General features: G+C 45.9%; 19 protein-coding genes. 12 read left to right on the forward strand and 7 right to left on the reverse strand.

Annotated features, from left to right (window positions below; genetic code table 11):
• Positions 1-20: 20 nt before the first annotated feature.
• From G517_RS0104085 to thiB, 3 genes are read right to left on the reverse strand one after another with little or no spacing between them, the layout of a single operon-like run.
• Positions 21-719: an ATP-binding cassette domain-containing protein gene (locus G517_RS0104085; RefSeq protein WP_084632055.1), complete on the reverse strand. Its 699-nt coding sequence runs from the start codon at positions 717-719 to the stop codon at positions 21-23.
• Positions 712-2391, reverse strand: a complete 1680-nt coding sequence (locus G517_RS0104090; RefSeq protein WP_084632056.1) for an ABC transporter permease subunit — start codon at positions 2389-2391, stop codon at positions 712-714. Before G517_RS0104090 ends, G517_RS0104085 begins: the two co-directional genes overlap by 8 nt.
• A gap of 2 nt (positions 2392-2393) precedes the next feature.
• Positions 2394-3410: a thiamine ABC transporter substrate binding subunit gene (gene thiB, locus G517_RS0104095; protein WP_036590331.1), complete on the reverse strand. Its 1017-nt coding sequence runs from the start codon at positions 3408-3410 to the stop codon at positions 2394-2396.
• Between the two features lie 263 nt (positions 3411-3673).
• On the opposite strand from thiB, the gene G517_RS0104100 reads away from it, so the two are divergent.
• From G517_RS0104100 to G517_RS0104125, 6 genes are all read left to right on the forward strand, one after another.
• Positions 3674-4456, forward strand: a complete 783-nt coding sequence (locus G517_RS0104100; RefSeq protein ID WP_028303356.1) for a phosphotransferase — start codon at positions 3674-3676, stop codon at positions 4454-4456.
• A gap of 294 nt (positions 4457-4750) precedes the next feature.
• Positions 4751-6382, forward strand: a complete 1632-nt coding sequence (locus G517_RS0104105) for a BCCT family transporter (RefSeq protein ID WP_028303357.1) — start codon at positions 4751-4753, stop codon at positions 6380-6382.
• A 189-nt stretch (positions 6383-6571) separates the two neighbouring features.
• The gene (locus G517_RS0104110) at positions 6572-8506 is read left to right on the forward strand and encodes a putative nucleotidyltransferase substrate binding domain-containing protein (protein ID WP_028303358.1); all 1935 of its coding nucleotides are present in this window, start codon (positions 6572-6574) and stop codon (positions 8504-8506) included.
• Between the two features lie 72 nt (positions 8507-8578).
• The gene (locus G517_RS0104115; protein WP_028303359.1) at positions 8579-9313 is read left to right on the forward strand and encodes a 3'-5' exonuclease; all 735 of its coding nucleotides are present in this window, start codon (positions 8579-8581) and stop codon (positions 9311-9313) included.
• Positions 9314-9440: 127 nt separating this feature from the next.
• Complete coding sequence (locus tag G517_RS0104120) at positions 9441-10598, forward strand: alpha-hydroxy acid oxidase (protein ID WP_028303360.1); 1158 nt, start codon at positions 9441-9443, stop codon at positions 10596-10598.
• A gap of 221 nt (positions 10599-10819) precedes the next feature.
• Positions 10820-13090 carry a putative bifunctional diguanylate cyclase/phosphodiesterase gene (locus tag G517_RS0104125; RefSeq protein WP_028303361.1) on the forward strand — a complete coding sequence of 757 codons (2271 nt, stop codon included), beginning with the start codon at positions 10820-10822 and terminating at the stop codon, positions 13088-13090.
• Positions 13091-13118: 28 nt separating this feature from the next.
• Here the strand turns inward: G517_RS0104125 and G517_RS0104130 are convergent, their stop codons facing one another.
• Both G517_RS0104130 and G517_RS0104135 read right to left on the reverse strand, forming a co-directional pair.
• Positions 13119-13946, reverse strand: a complete 828-nt coding sequence (locus tag G517_RS0104130; RefSeq protein ID WP_028303362.1) for a helix-turn-helix transcriptional regulator — start codon at positions 13944-13946, stop codon at positions 13119-13121.
• A 1-nt stretch (position 13947) separates the two neighbouring features.
• Entirely contained in the window at positions 13948-14898 is a 951-nt protein-coding gene (locus G517_RS0104135; protein ID WP_028303363.1) for a LysR family transcriptional regulator, read from the reverse strand.
• 403 nt (positions 14899-15301) lie between these two features.
• Here G517_RS0104135 and G517_RS0104140 point away from each other — a divergent pair, with 403 nt between their 5' ends.
• The 3 genes from G517_RS0104140 to G517_RS0104150 all read left to right on the forward strand — a co-directional run bounded on the left by G517_RS0104140 (position 15302) and on the right by G517_RS0104150 (position 18579).
• Positions 15302-16717 carry an FAD-binding oxidoreductase gene (locus G517_RS0104140; protein WP_051206015.1) on the forward strand — a complete coding sequence of 472 codons (1416 nt, stop codon included), beginning with the start codon at positions 15302-15304 and terminating at the stop codon, positions 16715-16717.
• Positions 16718-16833: 116 nt separating this feature from the next.
• The gene (locus G517_RS0104145) at positions 16834-17937 is read left to right on the forward strand and encodes a TRAP transporter substrate-binding protein (protein WP_036590335.1); all 1104 of its coding nucleotides are present in this window, start codon (positions 16834-16836) and stop codon (positions 17935-17937) included.
• Between the two features lie 159 nt (positions 17938-18096).
• Complete coding sequence (locus G517_RS0104150; RefSeq protein ID WP_028303366.1) at positions 18097-18579, forward strand: GNAT family N-acetyltransferase; 483 nt, start codon at positions 18097-18099, stop codon at positions 18577-18579.
• A 100-nt stretch (positions 18580-18679) separates the two neighbouring features.
• On the opposite strand, the gene G517_RS0104155 is transcribed toward G517_RS0104150, so the two are convergent.
• Both G517_RS0104155 and G517_RS0104160 read right to left on the reverse strand, forming a co-directional pair.
• Positions 18680-19150 carry a hypothetical protein gene (locus G517_RS0104155; RefSeq protein WP_028303367.1) on the reverse strand — a complete coding sequence of 157 codons (471 nt, stop codon included), beginning with the start codon at positions 19148-19150 and terminating at the stop codon, positions 18680-18682.
• 292 nt (positions 19151-19442) lie between these two features.
• On the reverse strand, positions 19443-20060 hold the full coding sequence (locus G517_RS0104160) for a hypothetical protein (protein ID WP_028303368.1): 618 nt from the start codon (positions 20058-20060) through the stop codon (positions 19443-19445).
• Positions 20061-20242: 182 nt separating this feature from the next.
• Here G517_RS0104160 and G517_RS0104165 point away from each other — a divergent pair, with 182 nt between their 5' ends.
• From G517_RS0104165 to G517_RS0104180, 3 genes are all read left to right on the forward strand, one after another.
• Entirely contained in the window at positions 20243-20971 is a 729-nt protein-coding gene (locus tag G517_RS0104165) for a response regulator transcription factor (RefSeq protein WP_028303369.1), read from the forward strand.
• A gap of 13 nt (positions 20972-20984) precedes the next feature.
• Positions 20985-22382, forward strand: a complete 1398-nt coding sequence (locus tag G517_RS0104170; RefSeq protein WP_028303370.1) for an ATP-binding protein — start codon at positions 20985-20987, stop codon at positions 22380-22382.
• A gap of 176 nt (positions 22383-22558) precedes the next feature.
• A complete protein-coding gene (locus tag G517_RS0104180; RefSeq protein WP_028303371.1) occupies positions 22559-25006 on the forward strand; it encodes a sensor domain-containing diguanylate cyclase in 2448 nt (815 codons plus the stop codon).
• The last annotated feature ends 92 nt before the right edge of the window (positions 25007-25098 follow it).

Genomic DNA, 25098 nt, shown 5'->3' on the forward strand with positions numbered 1-25098 from the left:
TCTTATTGCTGGTTTTCCTGTTACTGCTCTGCTGAGGCTTTGAGCTGCAAGGTGCGATCGGCAATTAGCTCGGCATCTTCATCTTGATGAGTGACTAAGATGAGTGTCTTGTTATTTTTTCTTGCGACATCTGCGGTCCAGCGTGCGGCTTTTCGACGAGTATCTTGATCCAGTTCAGCAAATGGCTCATCCAATAGAATCAACGGTTCTGGGCGCAGTAAGGTGCGAATTAAACCAATACGCTGGCGCTGTCCGCCAGATAGCTCGGTTGGTTGCTTGCTCAGTTGGTCTGCAATATCTAATGCCTCTGCCGCTTGTTGAATTAAGCGGATATCGGGTTGGCTCTGGAATCCCAAGCGTAGGTTGGCTAATACGCTTAAATGCTCGAATAGGTTATGTTCTTGAAATAGCATACTGATAGGGCGCTTATGAGCGGGTAATGCCAGAAGATCCTGACCTTGCCAAAAAGCTTGACCGCTCTTAGCTGTTTCAAAGCCTGCCAAGGTATGCAGTAGCGTACTTTTCCCCACACCACTTTTCCCCTGAATCGCCAAACACTCATACGGGGCTAAAGCTAAATCATAGTGCAGCGGGTATCCATCAAGGACAACCTTTAGCTGATCAACGATAAGCCCTTGGGATAGAGTATGAACTGTCGTCTTGTGACTGATGGTGCCGGAGGGCGCGATGATGCTGGCGGGCTTTATTGTGTCAGCCATGAGTGGATTTCCGTTTGTTTTTTGCTGAGGTATTGCGCTCAAAAAGATAAACCAATAGAGCGCAAAGACTAAGAAGTATTAAAGATGCAACGGCGGCCTCTGCCATGCGATAGCTACCGGCATACCCATAAATAAGCCAAGGTAGTGTGGTGTAGTGGCTATCGCCAAAAATGGAAAATACCGCAACATCGCCTAACGCCAATAAAAGCGCCAACGCAAAGCTACCTAGGGTTATTGGGCGAACAAAGGGCCATATCACCTGTATTTTTTGGGTGAAATTAAGATGGAGGTTTTCACTTAAACGGCTATATTGCTGATCAAATTGCAGCAGCCTAGGCTTTAACTGGGCGATAATAAAAGGCAATAACAATACGCTGTTAATCAGTATAAGCCATACCATGCCCCAGCGGTCTAGGTCGATTCTAGGCAGTAATAAAATGTATAGCCCCGCTGATAACACCATTGCAGGGGCAACCAAAGAATGGGTTGCCAGCCATTGATAAATAATACGCCGATTTTCTTGTCGTTTAAGGCTGGCTTGGCGTATAGGGATCAGTAATAGCCACGCTAATGTCATTGCGATTAGGGCAGCGATCAGTCCTAGGGCTAATGAATAACCCGCAGCGCTGATGAGACTGTTAATATTGAGCTTTGCTATTGACGCATCGAATACAGCAGGTAATAGCGCAAGAATGGGTAGCAGCAATATCACCCATGCCAAGCCGTACAAGGTTTGATGAATCCATTCGCTGAGGGTTGATAACCGTGGCTGTAAACGCTGACTGGCGGTGTCGGCGCTAAGCCAGTTGAGCTTGCCCATTCGAGCAATTAAAGCAAAAATTAAACCCGCTAACGTAAACTGAAGCCACGCTAAAGTGAGTGCTTCGCTAAGATTAAAATCGTATTTTAACGCTTGATAAATAGCGACCTCTAACGTGGTTGACCCCGGCCCGCCTCCCAGTGCAAGGACGACTGAAAAACTATTAAAACAGAGTACAAAAATAAAGCCTAAGAGCATTAATAGGCTGGGCTTTAGCGCAGGCCACTCAACGTGAGTGAATTGCTGCCAGCGGCTTAATCCTAGTTGTTGGGCCAGTCGCCAGCTAGAATCGGGGATATGGCTCATCTGTTGGCTTAATACGCGAACCGCTAAGGGCGTATTGAGATAAATATGGGCAATAAGAATGCCATTTAGACCGTATAGGTTCCAATCGTCAGGTAATAACGGCGTGATAACCCCTGAGCGTCCCAGTAGTGTGACCAATCCGGTGATCAGTACTAGGGTGGGCATAACAAAGCTTAATAAACAAAGGCTTAAGAATGCCGGTTTAGACGCCTGTAGCTGAGGAATAAAGTGCAATGCCCGTGCGATGGGTAGTGCTAGAGCAACGGAGAACAGGGCGCTTAATATCGATTGTTCTAAGGAGAAGCCTAAAATTTGCAGTATATAAGGGTCGACCAGTAACTCAGGCTGAAGCCGTGCTTGGTCGAAACCGATTAAGCCATAGAAGGCCAAACCTGTCATCAGCAAAATTAGCCCGTAAGCCGCGCCAACGGCTAGGGGCAAGCATCGGGACAGACATCGACTGAGCAGCGAGCTTGACGGCTGTTTTTGCGACAGGCCAAGTTTCTGCGACAGGTTAAGAGAAGGGTTGTTAGCGATTTTGCGCATTGTTATCGGCTAGCCGCTTGACGCCATTCCCGCAGCCATGCACTGCGTTTCTCCGCCAGCACTTCTGGGGAGAAGCCGATGGTTTTAGGTTCGATCAACTGGTCAAAGGCTGCAGGCAGCTCTGCGTTGTCGATAACAGGCAGCATCCAGTTCGTCACGGGGATAATACTTTGTGCTTCTGGCGAGATCAAAAAAGCTAGAAATTGATTCGCCAACTCTTTTTTATCGCTGTAACGGCTAATTGCCGCAACTTCCACTTGGGCCACATGGCCTTCGTCAAAGAGTGCCGCTTTGTAGTGTGTTTTTTCTTCAGCAATCACATGGTAAGCCGGTGAGGTGGTATAGCTGAGAACGTAATCACTGCCACCTTCTAAAAACATGCTGTAGGCTTCCCACCAACCTTTTGTGACGGTCACGGTATGGCTGGCTAATGTTTGCCACTGTGATGCTGCCTGGTCACCGTAAACAGCTTTCATCCAAGTCATTAAGCCCTGGCCTGGGGTGCTGGTGCGAGGGTCTTGATAAATAACCTGTGCGTCAGAATGAATCAGTTGGGCAAGAGAGGTCGCCGGTTTTTTGATTTTATTGCTATCGTAGATAAAAGCAAAATAGCCATAATCAAAGGGCACAAAGGTATCGTCTTGCCAGTTCAGGCTTGGGGATAAATGACCAACATCAATACTATGGGGCTGTACTAATGCTTGCTGACGAGCGGTTTCGATAAGAGCGTTATCTAGGCCGAGTAATACATCCGCTTTGGTTTTTTTACCTTCAATACGGGCACGGTTTAAAATACTGACACCATCCTCTACAGCGATAAAGTTCAGGCTGCAGTCGCATTGGGCTTCAAAAATGTTTTTCAGTTGCGGCCCTGGCCCCCACTCAGAAACAAACGAGTCGTAGGTATAAATATTGAGTTCGGATTTGGCTGCCTGTACCTGTAAGCTGGCAAATAGCAGCCCTATTGCGATAAATACTTTTCTGCAGGTAAGATTTTTGCGAGTAAGGTCAGTCTTCATATACAGTTCTATCCCTGTTGAGAGGTGGATTACGGGAAGCATTATTTTTAATATGTTACATATTGAAAGAAACAGAAGTGAATTATCCGTTTAATTTTTAGTGTGGCGCGTTACACTGCGCCACAGGATGCAATACGCTGTTTGCTAATGTATTTGTGCTGCAGTTAATGCGTTGTAAAGATGTCGTAAAAAAAAGTGAACACTTCGTAAAACGCGCAGTGTAAAAATGAGATGAATCATATCGGAAACTGACCGGACTCGCTATGCACGAAGCAATTTTTGAACAGGTAAACCGGCAGTTGAATGTCTATGTTCATTGGATGCCGGTGAGCCGTGCAGGAACCAGTAACAGGCTTTATCAGGGCAGTAGCCATGATCAAGTTCTGATTCTTCGCATTAATGCCCGTAATGGGCTTGCGTTTGGCGTTTCTCGGCAACGAGAGGCGGAGGTATTAGAGCGTATTCAAGGACAGCCTTGGGGGTTGCAGGTGCTATGCAATCGTCCTGATTTAGGCTGGTGCCTTATGGCTCATCACGGACTAAGCCTTGGTGTCGACGCTATTACGGATAATATTCGATACCAGTTATTAACGGCAGTAAAAAACCTGCAAGAAATACCCTTGCCTGCGGATACCGCACAAAGAAAACGAGCTAGCCTAGATTATCCCGAGTTATTTGAGCACTACCAACGTTGTTTGAATAAAGAATCAGACCCGCTGCATTGGCTTAATCTTTTGAATCGATTGGTGCAGCTATTTGTTTCTTTGCCTAACGTTCCTCGCTGTTATACCCATCATGATCTTCATCCCGGTAACTGCTGTTGGCGAAATGATCAGCTGGTTCTTATTGATTGGGAATACGCGGGTATTGGTAATCCATGGTTTGATGCCGCCACACTATACCGCCATTGTAGTATTTCCGCTAAAGAGCTAAGAGCGTTACCTGCCTTTCGTCATTTGACGGCACCTATGTTTGAACTAGGACTGCAGCAAGCCCAAGAAGCAGCCCGTTTACTAGAGACGCTTTGGCATAAAGCCCGCCATTGATCACGGGCTTTTATCTATCGGCAGTAGGCTTTTTGGCATTAGGGGCGACAAGTGGATATTTCAGTGGAAATGTCGGCAGTGTAGCCAAAAGGCAATCTATTTGTGCTATAATGTTTAGGTATGTAAGTAAATAAACCGCTTCTATTGTAAGGCTTTTCTTCTATCTTAATGACTTTGACCGCGCCATAAATCGCTTTTATATAGGCGATTTTTTTTATGGCGAACAGAGCCTTTAAGTAGCCGTCATAGCGAACGATGGAATGATAGATTTAAATAAATAGGGCAAATATTTTTATGAGTGACAACAAGGACATTATGTCCCCTGACGGCGAAGTGAATCCGATTAATACGGATTACCAAGTCGGTCAAGACAACGTCGCGTTGCAAATTGGGCCTTTTGGCCTCGATATCCATAACCGAGTCTTTATGATTTCTGGGTTGGCGATCGTTGCGTTCGTACTGCTAACCCTCATTTTTCAAGATCAAGTGGCTCCTATTTTTGGCGCGATGCGTTCTTGGTTAACAACAAACTTAGACTGGTTTTTCCTAAGTGCAGGAAACATATTTGTTTTAGTGTGCTTGTTTTTGGTTGTATCTCCTTTGGGTAAGGTAAGAATTGGTGGTACAGAAGCGACACCGGATTATACCTATGCCGGTTGGTTCTCAATGTTGTTTGCCGCTGGAATGGGCATTGGCTTAATGTTTTATGGCGTATCTGAGCCGCTGTCACATTTTGGGTCTTCCTTTGCCGGAACCAGTATGGAAAACGGTGTCCGTACCGACTGGGCACCTTTAGGGGCGGCTGCAGGTGATGCGGCTGCGGCGGCTAAACTTGGTATGGCCGCTACTATCTACCACTGGGCTTTGCACCCGTGGGCTATTTATGCGGTTCTTGCTTTAAGCTTGGCTATTTTCTCGTTCAATAAAGGCCTACCGCTGACCATGCGTTCTGTTTTTTACCCGCTTTTAGGTGAGCGAGTATGGGGCTGGCCTGGGCACCTTATTGATATTCTTGCCGTATTTGCCACGCTGTTTGGTTTGGCAACATCCCTAGGTTTAGGGGCATCTCAAGCCGGAGCTGGCTTAAACTATCTGTTTGGCATCCCTATGGGCACCACCACTCAGATTCTGCTGGTTATCGGTATTACCGCCTTGGCGTTAATTTCTGTTCTAGCCGGTCTTGATGCGGGTGTGAAGCGCCTTTCTGAGATCAATATGGTCTTAGCTGGCTTGCTGCTGTTGTTTGTGGTGATCGTTGGCCCAACCCTGGCTATTTTTACCGGATTCTTCACTAACTTGTGGAGTTATGTGCAAAATTTACCGGCTCTGGCGAACCCTGTAGGGCGTGAAGATGTGAACTTTACCTCTGGCTGGACTGCGTTCTATTGGGCATGGTGGATCTCATGGTCACCTTTTGTCGGTATGTTTATCGCTCGGGTTTCCCGTGGCCGTACTGTGCGTGAGTTTATGGTATCCGTACTATTAATTCCTTCTATGGCTTGCGTGCTATGGATGACGGCCTTTGGTGAGACCGCGATTAACCAATTGGTTAATGAGGGTTATAACGCCGTGGCTGATGCGGCATTACCGCTACAGTTATTTAGCATGCTTGATGCGCTACCGATGTCTGAGATCACGTCACTGATTGCCATTGTGCTTGTGATTGTGTTCTTTGTGACCTCTTCGGATTCCGGCTCACTTGTGATTGATGCTATTGCCGCAGGTGGTAAAATTGATTCACCTAAGCCTCAGCGTGTTTTCTGGTGTACTTTTGAAGGTTTGGTCGCCATTGCTTTAATCTTAGGCGGCGGCTTAACAGCCTTGCAGGCGATGGCTGTATCGACCGGCTTCCCGTTCACCATTCTGTTATTGGTAGCTTGTATCTCTTTGATTAAGGGATTGTCGTCTGAGCCAAAAAGTGTCTAAACTTTTGTGCTAGATTAGATCAAGAAGTACGAAGTACCAAAAGAAAAGGGTAGGAATGCTTTGCATTCACTACCCTTTTTGCTATTTGGCAGACAGACTGAGTTACTATGAGCCTAGTTTATCTTTGTAGTTCTGGTTTATCTTTGTAACTTTGATTAATCGCTTTGGGGCGGTGGGGAGACTCTTGCAATGGAAGTTGAACAGGTTGAAATTTTCGAATATCTGCGCCGCTTTGTGCCGTTCAAGAGCTTGCCAGAAGATGTGCTTTCGGCATTAAGTCGACAAGTTGAGATCGCCTATTTTAAAGCGGGTTCTCAAATTCTAGAGGTCGGTGATACGGTCACCGATATTTACTTTGTGCGCAGTGGCGCTGTAGAGATTTACCGTAGAAATGGCGAGCTTTACAACCGCATGAGTGAAGGTGGGCTATTTGCTTACCAAAGCTTGCTGATAAAGCAAAAAGTTCGTTTTCCTGTTAAAGCGATTGAAGATACTTTGATCTATTTTCTGCCGGAATCTGTTTTTCGGGAACTGTTTGATCAACACGAAGAGTTTGCGGATTTCTTTGAAGTTGGAGATCAAACCCGACTTCGACAGGCGGTTTCACGGCGGGAAGATACCAACGAGCTTTTAACCTCAAAAATAAGCACCCTAATTACCCGTGAACCGGTCGTTATGCCTAATACCGCCAGTGTTCAGGAAGCAGCCCAACGAATGACAGAAGAGGGTGTTTCATCGCTACTGATTATTCAGGTAGAAGCGAATGATCCTGCGGCGGATGAGTCTACTTTTATCGGGCCAAAAGCTTCTGTGTCCGGTGCGGATGGTAGCGAGCATACTGTTTGCGGCATTATTACCGATCGAGACTTGCGCACCCGTGTTGTTTCCCAAGGCTTACCTTTTGATACACAGGTTCTTGAGATTATGTCTCAAGGCTTGGTGATGATTAACAGTGATGAGTATGTGTTTGAAGCCATGCTCACCATGTTACGTACGAATGTGCACCACCTGCCTATCTTAAAAAAAGGTCGCCCGATTGGTGTCGTTGCTCTTTCTGACCTAGTGCGCTATGAATCCCGTAATAGCTTATTTGTCGTCAGCAGTATTTTCCGCCAGCAGACCGTTGAGGAACTTGCGGCCCTGCAGACCGATGTGCAATCAAGTTTTGTGCGTATGGTCAACGAAGATGCTAATTCTCATATGATCGGCTCTGCTATGGCGGTTATTGGACGAAGCTTTAAACAGCGATTGTTAGAGCTAGCCGAAGAGACGTTTGGCCCACCGCCTATCCCCTATTGCTTTTTAGCCCTAGGTTCGATGGCGCGGGATGAACAGCTGATTGTTACGGATCAAGATAACGCTATGATTCTTGATGACAGTTTCGATCCTGAATTGCACGATGGCTATTTTAAACAATTAGCGCAGTTTGTTTGTGATGGCCTCGCCGCCTGCGGTTACAGTTACTGTACCGGTGATGTGATGGCAACCAATCAACAGTGGCGGCAGCCCAAAAAGGTTTGGGAGCAATACTTTACTGACTGGATTGATAGCCCAACAGCAGAATCCCTTTTGAACAGTAATATCTTTTTTGATCTTGACGGTGTTTGGGGTCATACCGAATGGGCTGATCAGCTACAGGGGTTGATTAGTCGCCGTGCTCGTCGCAGTCAGCGCTTTTTAGCGTGTATGGCTCGCAATGCCCTTAACCGAACGCCGCCTTTAGGCTTTTTTAAGACCTTTGTCATGGAGCAAGATGGCCAACACAAAAAATCCATTAACTTAAAACGGCGTGGGACAGCACCTTTAGCAGACTTGATCCGTGTTCATGCTTTGGCGGTGGGGTCACGGGCAACAAACTCCTTTGACCGGTTAAATGATGTGATTGATGCGGGGATTTTACCCCCTGATCGCGGGCCTGACCTTCGGGATGCGATGGAATTTATTTCCACGGTTCGGATTCGCCATCAAGCATTGGATATAGAAGCCGAGCAAGAGCCGGATAACAATATTGAGCCGGAGAATATGTCTCATTTTGAACGCCGCAATTTGAAGGAAGCTTTTCAGATTTTAAGTGATGCCCAGAAGTTTCTGAAATTCCGTTACCAACCGAATCGGGCGAACTGATTACGCCGGATTACTGAGTTAAAGAACAGAGTTAAGAAGCAAGGTTTTAAAAACAAAGGGTTAAAAACGATAATGCTTCACCTGATTCCTGATAAGAAAAAGCCTGAACCTACGGCTCTGGCTTGGCCGGATCTGTATCTTAAATTAGCCGAGCAAGCGCAGCATCCGCTACTTAAGACATTTTACCAAGCAGGCTGTGTGGCGCCTGATACCCCCTTAAATCAGGTACCTTTTGTGGCGATGGATTTTGAAACCACCGGCCTTAATCCGCAAAAAAACGGTATCGTCAGTATTGGGCTTGTGCCGTTTACACTAGAGCGTATTCGCTGTCGTTTGTCGCAGCATTGGGTGTTAGACCCTGGTAAGCCGCTTAATGCGGAATCTGTTGTGATTCACGGAATCACGCATTCTGATATTGATGAGGCCCCAGATCTAGAGAAAATACTGCCTAAATTGCTGGAGGCTTTAGCTGGGCGGGTTGTGGTGGTTCATCATCGAGGTATCGAGCAGCCTTTTTTGAGTGCTGCTCTTAAGGCCAGAATTGGTGAAGGTGTTATGTTCCCCGTCGTTGACACTTTAGAGCTTGAGGCGCGGCTTCATCGAGGCCGTGCGGTCGGTTGGTGGCAACGTTTATTGGGCAAAAAGCCCGTTTCAATTCGCTTAGCGGATAGCCGAACACGCTATAACCTGCCTTATTATGCGCCTCATCATGCCTTAACCGATGCACTGGCTTCTGCGGAATTGTTACAGGCACAAATTGCGGACCGATTTGAACCTCAGGCCCAGATTAAGACTATTTGGCATTAAGCTCGGCGCTAAATATTACTAGGGTGAAACTAACGCCCCCCAAAATGGGGTATCTCTTCACAGGTGCCTTAGCCGTATGATTTTAGCCTGACGAATCGAATGTGATGATTGAAGAGGCATAACCGGCATGCGTAATTTGAAATCCTGTATCAATATTGATGATCTTGCTCGTTTGGCTGCGAAAAAAGTTCCGGCCCCCGTTTATGATTATGTTGAAGGTGGCGCTGATGATGAGGTCACATTGATTCGTAATAGCCAGGGGTTTCAGAGCTATCAGATTGTACCTAAGGCGCTGCAGGATGTGAGTACAATTCAGACCCGTACCCGTATTTTGGGCTGTCAGACGGCGCTCCCCTTTTATATCTCCGCGACAGGGTTCTCCGGCATGATGTGCCCTAAAGATGCGGAGCTAGCGGGTGCCCGTGCGGCGAGTCGTTTTGGCATCCCCTATACCGCATCAACCTTTTCTAATCGCTCGCTAGAGCAAATTTCAAACTGTGCGGCCAGCGATAAATTCTTTCAGGTGTATGTTTTAGATGACGAAAATCTAGCTTTGGATCTAAACCTGCGAGCTAAGCAGGCAGGTTATAAAGCGATGGTACTCACCATTGATACGATTGTGGGGGGGAACCGAGAGCGTGATGCTCGCAGCGGATTAACCATCCCGCCAAGCCTTACACTTAAGTCCACCCTGCAATATATGCTGCGGCCTAAATGGCTTATGCAGTATTTGCTGAGTGATGGTGCCAGTATGGGAAACTTCCCGCACTTGCCCAAGGTCTCTTTAGGGGACTCTCAAGCCTTTGTCGAAGCGATGAGCAAGCTGTTTAAAAAAGATCTGACATGGAACGATGCCCGCCGGATGATCAATGAATGGCAGGGGCCGTTTGCGATCAAGGGCATTATGTCCGCATCGGATGCGCTCAAGGCAAAAGAAGCTGGAGCCAGTGCCGTTATTCTTTCTAACCACGGTGGTCGTCAATTAGATGGTACGCCGGCACCGATTGAGTTAGTTGAAGAGGTTCGTGCTGCCGTAGGGCCGGAGATGGAGATTATTGTTGATGGGGGGATTCGTCGTGGCACGGATGTTTTTAAAGCGTTAGCTTTAGGAGCCAATGCCTGCAGCTTGGGGCGTGCTTATGTTCGCGGCTTATCTGCTGGGGGTGAAGCGGGGGTTATTCATGCTTTGAATCTACTTAAAACGGAGTTTGAGCGCTGTATGATTTTAGCAGGCTGCTCTTCTGTCGATCAAATCGGCCCTGAGCATATTCGAAAAGTGTGCTAGTCCTATAGCCTCTATATTTTTAGAGTCTATATTTTGTAACTATTTAATATTATTGGTTATTTTTATTTTTTTTGAGGTGTTTCTTGATTTGATCGCTAGACGTTGCCGCGTAAGTTCGGTAACTTTACAGCGCTATCTTTTGGGTCATATTAAGAGTATTTTGAACAAGAGACAGGCAATGACGCTTGAATTTCCCCAATATTCTCCTTTATGGACTGATTATGGCGCTGTTACGCAAAAATATTTGGATGCTCTTTATTCTCCTATTTGCGGGCAGCTTGCTTTTCTTTGTCACGCTTTCTTATCTTCGCTGGCAGGCGGTCAATGAAGAGCACCGCACCAAGCAGGAAAATCTTATTCGCTTGGTTAGCCATGCCAGCCATTCTCTGTTTACAAATCAGGAAATTATTCTCGATATACTTGGCACAGAATTAACCAAAGATCCTGATTTTCCTCTTGAGGTGAAAAAGCAGCCTTTGCTTGATCATCTACTGACGTTAAATCCTGCCATTGTCGGCTTTGGCCTCGCTCGGCCTGACGGCAAGTTAACCTTTATTAGTTCTAATTTGGATCTTGGTTCACTACCTAATTTGCTCCAGCAGCCAGAAAGCCGAGAGTCATTTCTATTAGCGCTTAAGTCAAGCCGTATGGTTTTAGGTCGCACTTATTATATGGAAGCTGCAGGTGAATGGCTGATTCCGATCAGAAAGGCTATTCGAGATAAGCAAGGGCATACCCTTGGTGTTATGACCGCAGGTTTAAGAATTAATGGTGCGTCACGTTTATTTAATTCTGCGCTTCATATGGGTGAATTTAATCGTGTCACTTTAATTCGCGGTCAAGATGCTTACCCACAGTTGCACTCTTCAGAAGCTGCGGATATGCAGCTCGACTACGAGAAAGCGGTTGGGCAAGGGGTTTTAAAGCGCGCATTTTATAGTATGGAACTGGAAACGGGCCAGTCGATCGAGCAAATTAAAGCTCAAGAAATTATTGCTCCTTTTAGGGTGCGGCTAGCCGATTGGACTAGTGTTGGTGTTGCTCGATTTGATCGTAAATATAATCTTTGGGTCGTTTCTGAGATTAAACTCAAAAAAATCATTAATGAATTTTTTGATGCCTTCGGTATCTATTTTCTGGTCTTTGTTCTTGGCCAAATTATTATTTATAAACTGTTCAAATGGATTGCAACGGCAGAACACCTACGGCGTGAAGGCCTTATCTTTCAAGCCTGTCATGATGCCGTAACGCTGTTGCCCAATCGCACCTATTTATCAATGAATAAAGATAAATGGCTTAATAGTGGTGATGGGGAGCCTTTTAGTGTGCTCTTTGTCGATATGGATCATTTTAAAAGTGTGAATGACAGTTTTGGTCATGAATTTGGCGATGAAGTACTCCGTGAGTTGGCCAAGCGTTTACAGGCATCAGCTCCGGAAAATGCCACCATTATTCGTCAAGGCGGCGATGAGTTTTTGATTCTCTCCCATGAGACTAACGATCGCTGCGTTTTGTTATTGGCTCGAAATATTATTGATCGCCTGTCTAAACCCTATCAAATTGAAGGTATAAATTTCACTCTAGGGGCTAGCATCGGCATTGCTAAATACCCATTGCATGGCGCAGACTTGGACAGCTTACTACGGGCTTCTGATATCGCCATGTACGAAGCCAAAAAACATAAAAACAGTGCACGAATCTTTGCCGATGAGATGCAAACCGATTACCTGAAAAAGCTGGTGGTTGAACAAGAGCTGCGTAAGGGCCTTGATAACGACGAACTCTTTATGATGTATCAACCCCAGATTAACCATCAGGGCCATCTCTATGGTGTTGAGGCTTTGATTCGCTGGCAAAATGAAGAGCTGGGGTTTGTTCCGCCAGATAAGTTTATCTCTATCGCAGAAGCCTCCGGTCTTATGCCTCGCCTTGGTGAGTTTATTTTGCGTCGATCGTTAAACGAGATGAAGCAGGTGCAGGAGGATATGGGACTGGAATTTCATGTTTCGGTTAATATCTCGGTACGCCAGTTTATGCAGGCCAATTTTATGGCACTTTTGCTTGATGCCGTGGATGAATCAGGCTTGAGTCGTGTATTTATCTCTCTGGAGATTACTGAAAGTCTATTTATTGAAGACTTAGATTATATTCTGCCACTGCTTAATCAAATCCATGATTTAGGCATCCAGATTTCGATGGACGACTTTGGTACGGGGTACTCGTCGCTGAGTATGCTAAGAGCCTTGCCCGTGGATGAGCTGAAAATTGATAAGAGCTTTGTTGATAATATCTTAAACGATGACGCGGCCCGTAAGATGATTCAGAACATTATTGCCATCGGCAAAAACTATGAAATGGCTATTCTGGCTGAAGGCGTTGAAACACAGGCGCAAGCTGATCTTTTGACGCAATTTGGTTGCGATCGTTTCCAAGGCTACCTCTATTCTCGACCATTGACGGTTGAAAACTTAAGAGCATATTTAAAGATCTAAAGAAATCACGTAAAAAGTGCCTAGGTGATTAACGTGAACGGTTGCCAAGCAAGCCTGTTTCATAGGCAATGGCGATAGCTTGCGGTTTATTTTCCGCCTGAAGCTTCCTTAATAACGCCTTTAAATAAGTACGAACAGTCTCCGGCCTTAGGGCCAGAATAGCCGCAGTTTCCACTGCTGATTTCCCCTGTGCCGCCCAAAATAAACACTCCTGCTCTCGCTTAGAAAGTAATGCGGAAGGAGGGGCGCTCAATTGCCTAAGTGCTTTAAATTCTGGCCGTAAACAGATCTGAGCGAAGCGATGTACGCAGTACAGTAAATTTGCTTGGGTTTGGTCCGAAAAGGGAGGCGGTTTCGGGTTGTTTCTATGGGACAAGCAAGATAGCGCCATATACTCTCGACCGGGAAAATGTACCGGCGTGACCCAGAGTTCCTGAAAACCCTCTTCATGTAAGGCATTTAACCAACGCTGATCCGCTAGGGTTAAATTGGTGCTCCATTTACTGGGCTGGTCAAGCTCAAAACGCTGAGGTAACGTCTGTTGCAGCGCCTGCTTCCATGTCGGTGATAGCTCGTGGCTTAAGGGGTTCTTGTCGCTATTTTTTGAACGCTCTCGCCAGCGTTTAAGCCAGTGCATATTGTACTCACCCGCATTTAATAACGGGTGAACCGGCCCTGGTGTACGGTTAGGCAATTCACCAACAGGGGCGTAGATTAAGCTGGCGCTATCAAAGCCGATGCCCTTAATCAGTTCTTCAAGTGCTTGTTGAATCGCGGGAAGGCTCGTCAATGTTGACCAGTCTGGTTGCTGAATGTAATAAAGCTCTTCAAGATTCGGTGTAACGTCCGATGTCATCTTACACCCCCAGTCCTTTTTCCTGCATACAGTTGCGTATCACCGTACGAAGCCAGTGAATACCGGGATCATCATTTTTACGGGCCTCCCATATTTGGCAAACATGCAACGGCTCAAAATCAATAGGGGCTTGATAGGTTCTTAACGTAGAGCTTGGACAGATAAGATCCGCCGCATATTGGTTGATCACCGTGATCATATTCGTACCGGCAAGGATAAAAGGCAGCGTTGCAATATAAGGGGTTTTTACCACCACTTTACGGGTTAAACCAAGGGTGGCTAGCTTCTTGTTAACCAAAATTGGTTCATCCTCACGATGAGATAGTGCCACGTGGGGTGGTGACAAAAACTCAGCCTTAGAGAGCGCAGGCTTATCGCCATAGACGCTTTCATCACCAACGCAAACCAGCTTGTCTTCGTAAAGGCGCTCAAAACAACTGCCCTGCGGTAGATATTCAAACTGAGTAATAGCAAGATCCAGCTCCTGTTCTTGTAATAGCCGGTAAGCCATCTCAGGATTGGATATTTTGGCATACAGAATATTGAAACTGATCCCAGGTGCCTGCTCTTTAACCGCGTTAACAAGGTAAGGCGCTAGTTCGTTGATCATAAAATCCATAACGCCGATACGAAACTCTCTTACCTCTTTTTCAGGGTGAAAACTATGGCTGCTAGCGATAGCCTCATCTAATTGAAGTAGGCCAGTTTCAATACGCAGATAGAGACGGCTTGCCAGCGGGCTAGGCTGCATACCTTCCGATGTTTTGATAAATAATTCATCATCGAATTGCCCTCTAAGTTTCTTAAGAGCATGGCTCATAGCTGGTTGGCTTAAGCTAATACGAGCGGCGGCTCGGGTTAAATGACGCTCTTGGTAAAGGGCATGAAAGGCGACCAATAGGTTTAGGTTTACACGGCTTAAACGCTGACTAAGATTCTGAGTATCTGACATAGAGAGTGATGATCAACCTGTGTTTATGAGCGGTGTTGCCATGGATAGAAGTAATAGCCTGTGCAGCCATAATGGCACTGAATAAACTAAATCAATAGTGCATCGATTTAGCGAATAATCATTTAAGTTGCCATAGCATACTGCCGCGACTCAATGTCCTTTTTGCCCTTTTAGAATGCGTCAAACAAAGCATTGTAGTGATTTTTGATTAAAAAAAGCGCATCTAATTTATAAAATATCTATATTTTCGCTAATTGTCACTGATGTGTCATTACTTTTTTGAATGGATAGATTCTAATAAATAATTTTTTTACTGCCACGGCAGGTTCTATGATCAGAGAGCTTAATGATGATACTAACGATAAGAAGAGTTTTACCTTTAAGGTAATCAGGAGCTACCCCTATGAGTCATGATGTTCCCCATCAATATGCAGATCAAAGCCTGCGAGCACAGGTTGTTGAACAGCTCCAAGAATGGTTAGGTGATCGCCTAATCACCACCCAAGCGGTGCGAGATCAGCATGGGAAGGGTGAGGACAGCTATGGCTGTATGCCTCCTGATGCCGTTGCTATGGTGCACTCCAATGAAGAGGTGGCTCAGATTTTAGCGCTGTGCCATCAACACAAGATGCCTGTTGTACCCTATGGAACCGGTAGCTCGGTAGAAGGTCACTTAATGGCCTTGGAGGGCGGCATCTCGATTGATCTATCGGAGATGGATCAGGTGCTTGAGGTTAACCCAGAAGATCTAGATTGTCGTGTTCAAGCCGGTGTCACCCGCGAGGCGCTGAATCAGGCCCTGCGCTATGAAGGTATTTTCTTTCCAATTGACCCTGGGGCAAATGCCAGTATTGGTGGCATGGTTTCTACCCGAGCCTCAGGTACTAATGCCGTGCGCTATGGCACCATGCGGGAGAACGTGATCGGCCTTACGGTTGTAACCCCCGATGGTCGTATTATTAAGACAGGTGGCCGTGCCCGTAAAAGCTCCGCCGGTTATGACTTAACCCATCTTTATACCGGTTCTGAAGGAACCCTTGGTATCGTAACCGAGGTTCAACTGCGCCTGCACCCTATTCCTGAAACAATTAAAGCCGCAACCTGTCAGTTTAATGATCTAAAAAGTGCGGTTGATACCGTTATTTCTGTGATGCAGTGCGCCATTCCTGTTGCCCGTATAGAGCTGCTGAACGGCCTGCAGATGCAAGCTTGTGTTAACTATTCCAAGCTAGAAGGTTTTGAGCCAAAGCCAACGCTCTTTTTTGAATTCAATGGCACCGCCGCTTCTGTTGCAGAGCAAGTAACATTGGTAGAAGAGCTGGCGGCCTCCATGGGGGGAAGTGCTTTTAATTGGGCAGAAACCACCGAAGAGCGCAATGCGCTTTGGAAAGCCCGCCATCAAGCCTATTTTGCAGGGCTGGCCATGCAACCGAATGCTTCAGTGCTAACGACCGATGTCTGTGTACCCGTCTCTCGCCTTGCCGAAGCGGTGCTTTACTCTGAGCAAGAAGCGATCAATACGGGCTTAACCTGCCCTATTGTGGGCCATGTGGGAGATGGCAATTTCCATGTCCTGATACTCTTTGATGAGGCTAGTGCAGATCAGCAAGCTAAAGCTAAAGGGTTGTCTAAGGGCATTGTGGCAAAAGCACTAAAACTTGAAGGTACTTGTACCGGTGAGCATGGTATCGGCTTTGGTAAAAAAGGGTATTTACAACAAGAACATGGCGAAGGGGTTGATCTAATGCGCAGCCTAAAACTTGCCTTGGACCCTCACTATATTATGAATCCCGGTAAGATTTTTGATCCTGTACCTTAAAATTCGAACGTATACCCACAAGCGCGAAAGTTGAACGATCAAAGCAAGACAATAAAAACGACATAATAAGAAAACATCAAAAACCCTAAGTAAAAACGGATGCTGGAGCAGCACACATGATTTTGGATACTCAATCACCCCTTAAGACGCTAACCAAAGCAGTAACCCTGACCGCTGCTTTAGTACCGGCAGGATTAGCCGCAACACAGGCCGTTGCGGCCGACCGACTGATGCTGAAGACGCCCACTGCATTTCCTACGAAGCTACCTGCCGTTGGTTCGCCGATTGTTAAATTGGCTGATATTCTTAACACCGCCAGCGGTGGTGCTATCCGTATGAAAATTTATGAGCCAGGTAAGCTGATCGCGCCATCTGAAATTCTTGGTGCGGTCTCTGCCGGTAAAGTTAATTCAGGCTTTGCTGCGTCTGCAAACTGGCAGGGTAAAATGCCGGCGGCGGCGTTTTTTACTTCGGTACCCTTTGGCCCCGAAGCCAGCGAATTTATGGCTTGGATGTATTACGGTAATGGCCGTAAATTGCATCAAGAGATGTACGACACCTCCGGCTATCATGTACATGCTATCCCCTGCGGCATGATCCCACCGGAAACCTCCGGCTGGTTTGCCAAACCCATTGATACGGTTGAAGACCTTAAAGGCTTGAATATGCGCTTCTACGGTCTAGGTGCCAATGTTATGGATAAAATGGGCGTGGGTACGGTGCAAATCCCACCGGCAGAAATTTTTAGCGCTTTAGAAAAAGGCGCCATTGATGCAGCAGAGTTCTCTCTGCCTCAAGTTGATCAGATGTTGGGCTTTCAGAAAATTGTCAAATACAACTACTTCCCTGGTTGGCATCAGCAAACATCCATGCAGGAGCTATTAATCAATAAAGATGTTTGGGAAAAAATGAACACCCAGCAGCAATCTTTGTTGGAAACCGCCTGTAAAGCTGTGGTCGCAGATTCTTTAGCAGAAGGTGAAGCAAAGCAGTTTGAAGTACTGGCCAATGCCAAGCAAAATGGTGTTGAAATCCGCTATTGGAGTGATGATATTCTAGCGGCGTACAATAAAGCGTGGGGCGAAGTAGTTTCTGAACAGAGCGAAAAGAACGCTTTCTTTAAAAAAGTGTGGACAGATCTTAACGGATTCCGTAAAGGTTATGATCTATGGGAAAAATACGCCTTCCTACCCCGTGATACGTCTGGGGCAGATAACTAGTCGATAGTTTTTATTTAGATCGTACTTTCTCAGAGAGGACGCTCTTCCTGTCTCTCTGGATTTTTAGCCGCTGATGAAGCGGCTTTTTTATTAGTTTATTTTAATGTTTCACGTTCGTTTGGGTTGTGTTGAGAGCGTGATCTTTTTGGAGAGGATTTTATGGCGACAGTTCAGATCCGTACGGCCAATAAGGCTGATATTGACCAGATTTATGATTACATTGTTGAATTGGCGGTGTATGAGAAAGAACCTGATGCGGTTAAAACGACTCCACAAGCACTGAGCGATGCGCTTTTTGGTGAGCAAGCAAAAGCCTATGGTTTGATTTGTGAAGTTGATGAAAAAATAGCCGGTTATGCCATCTATTTTTATAATTTCTCAACATGGCTTGGGCAGTACGGTATCTATCTGGAAGATCTTTATATTTCGCCAGACTTCCGAGGTTGTGGCGCAGGTAAAGCACTCTTAAAGCATCTGGCAGAAAAAGCGGTTGCTGAAAACTGTGGTCGTTTTGAATGGAGCGTTTTGGACTGGAATAAGCCTTCTATCGACTTTTATGAGTCTTTTGGTGCTAAGCCTCAGGATGAGTGGGTGGGTTATCGCCTCACCGGTGATGCGTTAAAGGATTTTGCAGCGTCTTGATCATAAACAATGCAATAAGCCCCAACAGGTGCTGTCTGTTGAGGCTTATTGCTACAGGCCAACATTAACCTGTTTTGTTCGACTAGCCTGTCTCGTTTGATTAACCTGTTACGTTCAACAAGAAACCTGTTTCTTCAGACTCACCGCTGGTTAGTAGGTCTGTTAAGGCTTCAAAGTCGATGCCATCTTCAGTAAAGATGGCTGAGGCAGCTTCAGAGCCGTATTCTTCAACCAATTTTGCTTCAAGCTCTTCGGTAGAAGACATGCTATCGCTTGATGGTGGCGGCGGTGGTGGTGGACCTCCAGCAGGTTTACCTTGACCTTCTTCTGGAGCATTAGCTGCCAGCAGATCTGTCAGGGCGGTAACATCTAAAGTGCCGTCTTCTGCGATTAGACCGGTTGTTGCGTCTTCACCGAAACGACTTTCCAGGTTCTCGATCAGCGTGTCTAAATCGACATCGCCATCTTCAACAGACTGCGCCATGCGACCCGCCATCTCTTCGGCAGATGGTGGCTTACGCATCTGTTGCATCGAGTCCATGCTGGTACTTTGAATGCCATTAATACTCATGTGTAACTCCTTTGATTGAGTGTTTCTGTGCCCTTGTATAGGAGCAAGGCCAATGCCTAAAAGTGAAATAGAAACAAAGGTTTGAATCTCTTTTCATTACTTGGTGTTTCTTAACCTTTCTTTGCATTCAAAAGAAGAATTGCACTTTCTTTACACTCTTTACATTATCGGTTGGGGTTTGCTTAAGCTGCTGTTATGGCCCTATTTTTATACCGGCAAAAAGAGGAATTAAAAAAGCGGCAATAAAATGCCGCTTAAATGGTATTGCCGCTGGTCGATGCCTGTTTTGCAGTTAATCGTGCTTTTCGTGTGGCGCTGGATGATTCTGTTGAATCGCCTCTAGCTTTTTACGTTGTGCTGGATTTAAAAGCTGAAACAGGTCTTTTCTAAATGTGGCCTGATCTTGAATATGACGGGCAATTTCCTGCTGCTGTTGGCTAATAAAGGTATCCACTTGTGCTTGATAGTTATCTGCCAGAGGGTCTAGCTGTCCAAGTCTTTGACGCAATAGAACCGATAGCGGTGGTTCGGGTGGCGTCGGTTGATGCTTTATAAACAACGCTTTTAGCTTAACGACTTGCGCATCACTTAAATCCAGAAATCGTTGAGTCTTTGAAAGACGCTTCTGCATCACGTCGTCGCGGTTTTCTGCATTCATCTCTCTATGTGCTGGCGGCTTACCATCCGAATCTTTTTTATCACCGTGATTTTCCGGCCCGTGGCCACTTTTAGGCAGGGCTTTTTGTGGATGGCCGTCCATCGGATGACCTTGCGGGCAATGCTCTGGTTGAATGGGGTCAAACGGCATCGGTGGATTGGCTTCTGGGTGAGCAGTAGCGGTTGTACTTAGAGTAAGTGCTACAAGAGTAGCACTTGCCATTGCCAATAGGTTCTTTTTGCTGATAACCATGGTTATATCCTTCTTTTCATCAATCGGTGAAGACTGTTCTCACAATAGTTAAAAAGAGTATGAGCAAAAGGGACGCAAAGTTGTGATACACCGATGTAAAGTTAGGTAAAACTAAGGCTTATCCTTCTTATCTAGTCGATGAATCCTTGTATCATACTTAAACCCCTTATTGAGGAATTCCTATGCCAAGTGAGCGTCTTTTATTAGTTGATGATGACCGTGAGCTCTGTAGCTTACTGAGTGAATATTTATCGGCTGAAGATTATCAGGTTGAGTGTGCCTACAATGGTCAGCAGGCTCTAGAAAAACTGCAAAGTCAAAGCTACGGTCTAGTTGTGCTGGATATTATGATGCCAGGTATGTCTGGTTTAGAGTTACTACAACAGATACGCCCTCGCTATACCTTGCCGGTGATTATGCTTACCGGTCGTGGCGATGAAATTGATCGTATCCTTGGTTTAGAAATGGGAGCCGATGACTATTTGGGCAAGCCCTGTAACCCTAGGGAGTTGTTGGCTCGTATTCGTGCTGTATTACGCCGATTGTCCCATCAAGCGCCATTAGAAGGGCGGTTGCCCGATACGGCGATGACGGTTGCCGGACTTTCACTTAACCCGACAACCCGTGATGTTACGGTTAACGGCGAACCGTTAGATCTGACCAGCGCGGAGTTCAATGTCTTAGCTTATTTAATGCAGCACGCAGGGCAGGTTTTAGGCAAAGATCAGTTGACTCGCTGGGTATTGCACCGTGAAATTAGTGCTTATGATCGTGCCATTGATGTGCATGTTAGTCGTGTTCGGCAAAAACTGGCTAAGAGTTTTGCTCATACACCTCGTGTACCGAAAGAGTTGATTAAAACGGTACGCGGTCAGGGTTATATTTTTGTGCTTTCAGATCTAATAGACTAGGAATGCGTTGAGCATGTGGCGTTTAAAAAAGCTATTTTGGAAGATATTTCTGACGGTTTGGCTGGTCAGTGCCCTAGGAATGGTGAGCGTTTTCATTTTGGTTGCTAGTAGTGATGATCAAGCTCGTTGGAAACATATCATAGGCACTCAGTTTAAATCTCAAGCAGCAATATTGATTGAGCAATATGAGGAGGTTCAATCAACGTATGGTAATACGGACACCTTGATGGATGAAGATATCGACAGATTTCTTTGGATGTTACCGCCTGAGCCAAGGCAAGAGTCGGGTCGTCATGCTTTTCCTCGGGAGGAGCCTCGTAACATTCTAGGGGCCGTCTCAGGACGGCCTCAACCACCTGTTTGGCTTTATCAGCTAACGGACGATGGTGCCTTGGGCGACAAACTGGTTGGCCCACCCCACGAAGCACTAAGAAATGCGTTTACCCTTGATATTCAAGCGGATTCAGGGCGAGTGTACCGATTGATTATTGAGCTGCCGCCTTCATTTGCCAGTATGGAACGCTTTACCCATTACTTACTTTCTGTGCAAATGGTACTGGTATTAGCTGCCGCTGCGCTGTCTGCCTTTATTTTGAGTATTGTGCTGGTTCGCCCGATTGAACAATTGAGTAAGCATGTGCATCGTATCTATCATGAGGGTGACTTAACCGCGAGAGCTTCTGAAAAACTTAGCCAGCGACAGGACGAACTCGGGGATTTAACCCGAGAGTTTGACCAGATGGCGGACTATGTTGAAAAAACACTACAAAATCAGCAGCGCCTATTACAGGATGTTTCCCACGAACTACGGGCGCCGATGGCGCGACTACAGGTTGGTGCGGGTCTCGCAGAGCAGCAGTTAGGTCAAGATAGTCCGCTTGCCGCGCGTATTAACCGAGAATGTGAGCGACTTGATGGCCTAATCGCGGAGATACTCTCATACAGTCGGTTAGAAAAAGCACAGAAGGTAGGGCATGCTTTTTCAGTTTCGGTATTATTTGAAGAGCTTGCCGGTGATCTTCATTTTAGTCAGCCTGAAAGACCGGTCACGCTAAAGATTAAGCCTGAGGGGTTAAGTCTTAGCCTCAACCGAGACCTACTTTGTCGAGCGTTACGCAATGGCATAGAAAACGCTTTAAAGTACACGCCATCTGAAAGCCTGTTAGAGCTTAGTGCTCATAAGGAGATGCAGCAGGTTGTGATTACCCTACGCGATCATGGTGAAGGTGTTAGTGATCGATTACTAGAAGAGCTTTTTATTCCTTTTGTGCGAGGTAGCGGCGGCCATGGTGAAGGTTATGGCTTGGGGATGAGTATCGCTAAGCGCGCGGTTGAACGACTTGGCGGTACGCTTAGTGCAGAAAATCATCTAGATGGTGGGTTGGTGTTGATTATTAAACTGACTGTTTAGCCTGTCTGTCCGATAGCTTGTTCTGGTTCGGGAATGTTATTATCGTATGCAGATATGTAGGATTTAGCGACTTTTTTTTTATTTATTTCTGCAGGAAACATCTCTGAATGCATGCTCCATTATTGAAATTTAGATCGTTATCGTTTTGTTTTCTTACAGGATACACTCAATATCGCTTGTTTCTTCTTGCCGGTATTTTAGTGGCATTGATGAGCGCAGGATTGGTTTATTCTGCTTATCGCATCAATCAAGACACTTTCTATCACACTCTAGAGCAGGACGCAGAGGTGTTGGAAAAAAGTTTTAATAGCCTGCTGGAGCGGTCTTATAAAAATATGGAGATGATTGCGACCTTTATTGGTAGTAGTAATGAGGTGCAGCAGCTTTTCTATAGCGGTAAGTTAGCCGTAGAAGCCGAAGGTGGTGATGCCGGTGGTGAGGCTGCACAGTGGTTTCGGCAAGCGCTTTATGCCTCGGTTGCTCCTAGCTGGAGCAAAGTACAGCAGCGTTTTGATGTACGGCAGTTGCACTTCCATCTTGGCCCTGGTTCCTTGAGTTTTCTACGGGTACACAGCCCGGAAAAATACGGCGACCATATGGATGACTTACGTTTCACCATTGTCGATACTAACAAGACAAAGCAGCCTGTTCATGGCTTTGAAACTGGGCGTGTGTATTCCGGGCTACGGGGTGTTGTACCTGTATTTGCTCAGGACAAGAATACAGGGAAAGACGTTCATGTGGGGGCCCTTGAAGTAGGAACTTCTTTTCATACCGTGCTGGATATTTTTGATCGTGTCCAAGATGTTGGTGCTGGGGTTCTGCTTAATCGAGACCATGTTGATGCGGCGATGTGGCCCGATTTTATTAAGAAACGGTTTGGCGGCGTCATCCCTGAGTGTGACTGTTATTTAGAGGCGGAGTCGAGACTGGGACAACTTAGCTCTCTTATTAAAATGTCGATGTTTGATCATAAGATCAATGAAGAGCATAACCATAAAGCGATGATTTATCACTTAGATGATCGATATTATGGTTTTACCTTGATGCCCCTGATTGATTATAAAGGTAGTCAGGCGGGTGGCAGTCAATTGGGTAGCCGTGTAGGTTATATCGCTTTTTGGTTTGATCGAACAGATGCCTACCTGACCTACCAGCAAACTAAGCGACATTACCTATTCTACGGCGTGATCGGCTTTGTTTTTATCATGCTTGTAATGGCGGTACTGACTCGGCTATATACTCGTCATTTAAGACACCAAGTTGAAGAAAAAACCCAAGCGTTGCTTGATAGCACGGAACAGCTTAAAACGGCTCAAAAAGTTGCACATATAGGCCATTGGCAATGGGGCCGTCAATCGGAGACGCTGGATTGCTCCGAAGAAGTATTCAGGGTTTTTGGCCTACCGATTGGGAGCAGTATGAGTTACAACGCCTTTATGTCGCAGGTGCATAAAGATGATCAGGATGAGGTTCGAGAATGCTTCAAAAAAGCATTGATGGGAGTATCTTGTAACCTAACCCATCGGATTATTTCTCATAGCGGCGTGGTTATTTATATACGCAACCGTATGCAGGCATTACTGAGTGAGACAGGAAAGCTGGATAAAGTACTGGGCACTGTACAGGATGTTTCCCAGCAAATAGAGCTGCAACTGGCTATTGAAAATAAAGAAAAACTGTACCAGCAAATTTTTGAATCAAACCGGGCAGTACAGTTTTTGGTTGACCCTGACAGTGGTCGAATTATTGATGCAAACTCCGCTGCGCAAAATTTCTACGGCTACGATAGAAAATCATTATGTCAGATGACTATTGATCAGGTGAATATGCTGTCTTTGACTGAGCTACGTGAAGAGTTCGCAAAAACGCAGGCAGAGGGTAGAGATTATGGCTGCTATCAGCACCGTCTTGCCAATGGTGATATTCGAGATGTAGAAGTGTACACCGGTACTGTGGAGTTGGGCGATCAGCACTATTACCACTCGATTATCTTTGATGTCACCGAGCGTAATCAATTATTAACCCAACTGCGAAAAGCAGCCATGCACGATAGTCTTACAGGCCTATTTAATCGGCGCAGTATCGACTATCGCTCCGAAATGGAAATTGGCCACTATCAAAGGTACAGTCAAAAACTGTCGGTTATCATGTTAGATATCGACCACTTTAAGCATTTTAATGATACTTATGGTCATGATGTTGGTGATATCGTCTTAAAGAACGTGGCTCAGTTGATCGAAGCTCAAGTCAGGTCCTGCGATGATGTTGGTGATATCGTCTTAAAGAACGTGGCTCAGTTGATCGAAGCTCAAGTCAGGTCCTGCGATATGGTTGGGCGCTTTGGCGGTGAAGAGTTTATTGTTCTGGCATCCAATACAGACTTAAATAGTGCCCGTGTTCTTGCAGAAAGAATTATCGAGAGCATACGGAAACATGAAATAAGGCTCGGTGGAGAGGATTTGAAAGTAACTATTTCTGCCGGTGTTGCAACACTTGGAGAAAGTTATTTTCCAGAGGAAGACTTCTTTGACTTGAAAGACTGCTTTATGCAGTTGGTAAAACACGCTGATGATAAATTGTATCAGGCAAAAGAACTTGGCCGGGATCGGATTTGTGGTTAATTCTATTCGTAGTGACTCCTAACCCAAGAGCCCAATTTAAAATATAAGATGCTGACGACGATCTCTTCGAGACTAAAGATGGTCTCGTCAGC

Origin of the sequence: Oceanospirillum maris DSM 6286 (assembly GCF_000422865.1) — a bacterium.
In the GTDB taxonomy this organism is placed as follows: domain Bacteria; phylum Pseudomonadota; class Gammaproteobacteria; order Pseudomonadales; family Halomonadaceae; genus Oceanospirillum; species Oceanospirillum maris.